This is a genomic window from Streptomyces sp. NPDC059564 (genome assembly GCF_042735575.1).
In the GTDB taxonomy this organism is placed as follows: Bacteria; Actinomycetota; Actinomycetes; order Streptomycetales; family Streptomycetaceae; genus Streptomyces.
The window spans coordinates 1-5,625 of the sequence record NZ_JBHWBP010000436.1; the positions used below are offsets into that span (position 1 = coordinate 1).

5 protein-coding genes are annotated in these 5,625 nt (G+C 77.0%); all 5 read left to right on the forward strand.

Translation table 11 applies throughout. The annotated features are described in order from the left end of the window. On the forward strand, positions 1–1,048 hold a 1,048-nt coding region (locus tag ACFV0Q_RS37500), incomplete at its 5' end, for an ADP-ribosylglycohydrolase family protein (RefSeq protein WP_385011963.1). Positions 1,049–1,055: 7 nt separating this feature from the next. Beyond that, complete coding sequence (locus ACFV0Q_RS37505) at positions 1,056–2,201, forward strand: ADP-ribosylglycohydrolase family protein (protein WP_385011966.1); 1,146 nt, start codon at positions 1,056–1,058, stop codon at positions 2,199–2,201. Beyond that, positions 2,198–3,571, forward strand: a complete 1,374-nt coding sequence (locus ACFV0Q_RS37510) for an ADP-ribosylglycohydrolase family protein (protein WP_385011968.1) — start codon at positions 2,198–2,200, stop codon at positions 3,569–3,571. Before ACFV0Q_RS37505 ends, ACFV0Q_RS37510 begins: the two co-directional genes overlap by 4 nt. Next, the gene (rbsK, locus tag ACFV0Q_RS37515) at positions 3,568–4,590 is read left to right on the forward strand and encodes a ribokinase (RefSeq protein ID WP_385011969.1); all 1,023 of its coding nucleotides are present in this window, start codon (positions 3,568–3,570) and stop codon (positions 4,588–4,590) included. Before ACFV0Q_RS37510 ends, rbsK begins: the two co-directional genes overlap by 4 nt. Beyond that, positions 4,587–5,625 (forward strand): CaiB/BaiF CoA transferase family protein (locus ACFV0Q_RS37520; protein WP_385011972.1); only part of this gene is annotated, 1,039 nt, incomplete at its 3' end. The genes rbsK and ACFV0Q_RS37520, both read left to right, overlap by 4 nt.

Below are 5,625 nucleotides of genomic sequence, written 5' to 3' on the forward strand. Positions count from 1 at the left end.
GCACCGGGCCAGCCGGATGCCCGAGTGGACCCGCCGCCTCACCCGGGAGCTCGACACCTTCGCGGAGCAGAACGCCACGACCACCCTCCCCGTCCCCATCGCCCTCAACCAGCCCCCCGAACCCCTCCGCCTCGGCCCCTCCGACGACGCGGAATGGGCCGCCTTCGCCGCCGAGTCCATCCTCACCGCCGCCGGGGTCCTGCTCAGCGACCTCAGCCGGTCACGCCGCATGCGCGCCGCCATCGACCTCGCCTGGAACGCCCTCGCCAGCGAGGTCGCGGCCGCCGCCGAACGCGCCCCCGAGGTGGAATCGGCCGTCCTCCCCCTCCGCGCCCGCATCTCCGTCCGCGCCGGCCTCGGCAACCTCGCCGCGGGCCTGCGCCCGCCCGCCACCGGCCACGACAACCCGCACTACTTCGACGACGCCGCCTGCGTCCGCGCCTGCGTGCTCGCCGTCGTCCACCCCGGCGACCCCCGCGCCGCCGCGGACCTCGCCGAGTTCGACGCCCGCTACACCCAGGACGGCGACGGAGTCCACGGCGCCCGCGCCATGGCCGCCGCCCTCGCCACCGCCCTCGCGGGCGCCGACACCGACACCGCCGTCGACGCCGCCCTCGCCCAGCTCCCCGCCGCCACCGAGATCGGCCGCAACGCCCGGCACGCCGTCAAACTCGCCCGCGCCGACGCCGGGGCCGGCGCCTTCGCCCTCGTCCCGCTCCTGGAGCACCAGATCGTGGACCACGTCTACAGCTACGGCATCGCCGCCGCCGAGACCGTCCCCGTCGCCCTCGCCCTGGCCACCGCCGCCCGCGGCCGCGTCTGCGAGGCGGTCCCGGCCGCCGCCTGCCTCTCCCGCGTCGCGGACTCCGCCCCCGCCCTCGCGGGCGCCCTCACCGGCGCCCTCGGCGGCGGCGATTCCCTCCCCGCCGCCTGGCGCGAAGCCTGCCGCACCCTCTCCGGCTGCGCCCTCCCCCGCCTGGCCGGAACCGACCTCGTCGAACTGGCCGCACTGCTCACCCGTACGGAACTCACCTCACCCAAGGGATGATTCGGACATGACGCTCACACTGGAGGACCGGGTCACCGGCGCCCTCGTCGGAGCCGCCGTCGGCGACGCGCTCGGCGGCCCGGTGGAGGGCTGGTCCCCGGACCAGATCGTCGAACGGCACGGCGGCCGCGTGCACGGCGTCGTCGGCCCCTGGCACCAGGACTGGCGCACCGCCCGCCCCATCGCCCCGTACCACAAGGGCGACGGCCACGTCACCGACGACACCCTGATGACCCACGCCCTCGTACGGGTCTACGGAACCGTCCGCGACCACCTGGACGCGTACGCGGTCGCCGACCACCTCGTGCCCGACCTGATGACGGTCCCCCGCTGGATCCCGGAGCTGGAGGCCGAGGCCCTGCCCCTGCAGCGGGTGTTCCTCGCCGAGAAGTGGATCGTGACCCGGCTGCACTACGCGCACGCCGACCCCCGCGAGGCCGGCACCGGCAACATCGTCAACTGCGGCGCGGCGATGTACATGGCGCCGGTCGGACTGGTCAACGCGGGCAACCCGGCCGCCGCGTACGCCGAGGCGCTGGACGTCACCGGCGCGCACCAGTCCTCGTACGGGCGGGAGGCGGCGGGCGTCTTCGCGGCGGCCGTGGCGGCGGCGTGCGTGCCCGGCGCGAACGCCGCCTCGGTGGTGGACGCGGCGCTGTCCCTGGCCAAGGACGGCACGCGGGCCGCCATCGCCGCCGTACGGGACGTCGCGGTGCGGTACCGGGACTTCGAGTCGGCGCTGGTCCCGCTCCGGGAGGCGGTGGCCCCGTACGACTCGGTCGGGCCGGACTACCGCGCGCCCTCCCTCGGCGCCCGGCGGCCCTCGCGGCTGCACTCCATCGAGGAGCTCCCGGTCGCCCTCGGGATGCTGCTCGTCGCCGACGGGGCGTACGAGGCCTCGGTGCTCGGCGCCGTCAACTACGGCCGCGACTGCGACTCCATCGCCACCATGGCGGGCGCCGTCGCGGGCGCGCTGGGCGGAGCCGGGGCCGTACCGGAGGGCTGGGCCAAGCAGGTCGCCGAGGCCAGCCGCCTCGACCTGCACGCTCCGGCGACGGTGCTGGCGGCGGTCGCCCGGGAGGTCTTCGCCCGGGACCGGGACCGGCGGCGCGCCCACGAGGCGGCCTTCACGGCCATCGCGTCCCCGCGGTGATCCGGCTCACCTGGGCCCAGCCCGAGGACCTGATCGGCCACGAGCTGCGGCAGGCCGCCGAGGACGGGCGGGACGCCGGGCCGGTGCTGCGCGCCTGGACGGCGGCGGGCGGCCCCCCGGCCCCCACCCGGGCCGGCGCCTCCCCCGCCCCGGCCCCACCGGAGCTCCGCACCCTGGCCACCCGCCTCCTGACGGACCTGGCCGCCCTCCCCACCCCCACGACGGCCGCGGAACCCACCCCGTGGCCCACCCTCCGCGCCACCTGGCCCCCGGCCCCGGACCGCACGCCGTCGACGGGCGCCGGGCCCGATCCCGGGTTGCGCCGCAGGCTGGAGGCCGCGTGGCTGGGGCGGGCCGTCGGGTGCGTGCTCGGGAAGCCCGTCGAGAAGCTCCCCCTGGAAGGGATCCGGGCCCTCGCCCGCGCCGCCGGCAACTGGCCGCTGGCCGACTGGTTCACCGCCCGGCACGTCCCCTCGGAGCTCCTGGCCGCGTACCCCTGGAACCGCCGCTCCGCACCCACCTCCCTCGCCGAGAACATCGACGGCACCCCGCAGGACGACGACCTCGACCACCCCCTGCTCGGCCTGCTCCTGCTCCAGCGCCACGGCAAGGCCTTCACCACCGAAGACCTCGCCCGCCTCTGGCTCGACGAGCTCCCGGCCGGCCGTACCTTCACCGCCGAGCGCGTCGCGTACCGCAACCTCCTGCTCGGCCTGGAGCCCCCGGAGACCGCCACCCACCACAACCCCTTCCGCGAGTGGATCGGCGCCCTGATCCGCGCCGACGTGCACGGCTGGACCAACCCCGGCGACCCGGCCGCCGCCGCGGAACAGGCCTACCGTGACGCCGCCCTCACCCACACCGCGAACGGCGTCTACGCCGCCCTCTTCGCCGCCGCCACCATCGCCGAGGCCGCCGGCGGCCGGTCCGACGTGCACACCGCGCTCCGGGCCGGCCTGTCCGTCGTCCCGCCCCGCTCGCGCCTCGCCGACGCCGTCCGCTTCGGGATCCGTACCGCCCGCGACGAGGCGGACTTCGACCGGGTCGTGGACCGCCTGCACGCCTGCTACGGCCACTACCACTGGGTGCACTCCCTCCCCAACACCGCCCTGATCGCGGCCGCCCTCACCCACGCGGACGGCGACTTCACCCACTCCGTGTGCCGTGCGGTCTCCGGCGGCTGGGACACGGACTCCAACGGCGCGACGGCCGGGTCGATCGCCGGGATCCTGGCAGGGTCCCCCGACCGCCTCCCGGAGCGCTGGACCGCTCCCCTCAAGAACCGCCTCACCACCACCGTCGCCGGCTTCGACGGCATCGGCTTCGACACCCTCGCCCACCTCACCGCCCAGGAGGCAGCCCGCTCATGACGGCCATCGCCGTGCTCGGCAGTACGAACATGGACCTCGTCGCCTACGTGTCCCGCGCGCCCCGCCTCGGGGAGACCGTCACCGGGCGGGAGTTCCGCACCGTTCCCGGCGGAAAGGGCGCCAACCAGGCGGTGGCCGCCGCCCGGCTCGGCGGGGAGGTGGTGATGATCGGCGCGGTCGGGGCGGACGGGTTCGGCGCACGGCTGCGCTCCGCGCTCGCCGAGGCCGGGGTCGAGACGGCGGCGCTGCGCACCGTCGAGGGCGCCAGCGGCACCGCGCACATCACCGTCGACGACGAGGGAGCCAACAGCATCGTCGTCATCCCCGGCGCCAACGGCAGCGTCACCGCGCTGGAGGCGGGCGACGACTCCCGGATCGGCGCCGCCGACTGCCTGCTGCTCCAGCTCGAACTCCCGATGGAGGCCGTCGTCGCGGGCGCGGCGGCGGCCCGCGCCCACGGGGTCCGTACGATCCTCACCCCGGCCCCCGCGCGTCCGCTGCCGCGGGACCTGCTGGAGCTGGTCGACCTGCTGGTGCCGAACGAGCACGAGGCCGCCGCCCTCACCGGCTTCACCGATCCCCTCGGGGCGGCGGAGGCGCTGCTGCGCGAGGTGCCGGAGGTGGTGGTCACCCTGGGCGCGGCCGGCGCCCTGTACGCGGCGCGGGGGCGGGAGCCGCTGACCGTGCCCGCGCCGCGGGTGCGGGCCGTGGACACCACGGCGGCCGGGGACACCTTCGTGGGGGCGCTCGCGGTGGCCCTCGGCGAGGGCCGCGCGATGCCGGAGGCCCTGGCCTGGGCCGCCCGGGCCGCCTCGGTATCGGTCCAACGCCCCGGCGCCCAGTCCTCCATGCCCACCCGGGCCGAACTGGACCGGCCCGCGTCCGCCGCCCCGGGAACCATCCCGCCCGCCGTGCCCACCCCGCCGGAGCGGCCCCCCGGTGCGGAGGCCGACACCGGAGCCGGCCTCGGGTCCGGGGCCGAAGCCGCGTCGGCCCCCGCCCCCGGGCGGGCCTCATGACGCCCGCCCCCGCGCCCGGCGCCCCCGGGCCGCTGGACGGGCTGCGGGTGCTCGATCTCGCCACCCTCTTCGCCGGGCCGCTCGCCGCCACCCTGCTCGGGGACTTCGGTGCCGAGGTGGTCAAGGTCGAGCACCCCGACCGGCCCGACCCCTCCCGTGGCCACGGCCCCGCCAAGGACGGCGTCGGGCTGTGGTGGAAGCTGCTCGGGCGGAACAAGCGGACGATGACCCTCGACCTGTCCACCCCCGGCGGCCGGGACACCCTGCTGCGGCTGGCCGCCACCGCCGACGTGGTCATCGAGAACTTCCGCCCCGGCACCCTGGAGAAGTGGGGCCTGGGCTGGCCGGAACTGTCCGCCGCCAACCCCCGGCTGGTCCTGGCCCGCGTCACGGCCTTCGGCCAGCACGGCCCGTACGCCCACCGCCCCGGCTTCGGCACCCTCGCCGAGGCGATGAGCGGCTTCGCCGCGATCACCGGCGAGCCCGACGGCCCGCCGACCCTGCCCCCCTTCGGCCTCGCCGACTCCATCGCCGCGCTGACCACCGCGTACGCCGTCATGACGGCGCTCGCCGGCCGCGACCGCACCGGCCACGGCCAGGTCGTGGACCTGGCCATCATCGAGCCGATCCTCACCGTGCTCGGCCCGCACCCGCTCTGGTACGACCAGCTCGGCTACGTCCAGCCGCGCTCCGGCAACCGTTCCGCCAACAACGCGCCCCGCAACACCTACCGCAGCGCGGACGGCCGCTGGCTGGCGGTGTCCACCTCCGCCCAGTCCGTCGCCGAACGGGTGCTGCGCCTGGTCGGCCGGCCCGAACTGATCGCCGAGCCCTGGTTCGCGGACGGCGCCGGGCGGGCCGCCCACGCGCACGTCCTCGACGAGGCGGTCGGCGGCTGGATCGCCCGCCACAAGGCCGAGGAGGTGATCGCCGCCTTCGAGGAGGCCGAGGCCGCCGTGGCCCCGGTCTACGACGTCCGGGACGTGATGGCCGATCCGCAGTTCGCGGCCCTGGACACGGTGACCGAGGTCGAGG

What these genes read in the sequence shown, in the direction of transcription:
- ACFV0Q_RS37505 (WP_385011966.1), top strand. Translation starts at nt 1,056, where the DNA reads ATGACGCTCACACTGGAGGACCGGGTCACCGGCGCCCTCGTCGGAGCC.
- rbsK (WP_385011969.1), top strand. Translation starts at nt 3,568, where the DNA reads ATGACGGCCATCGCCGTGCTCGGCAGTACGAACATGGACCTCGTCGCC.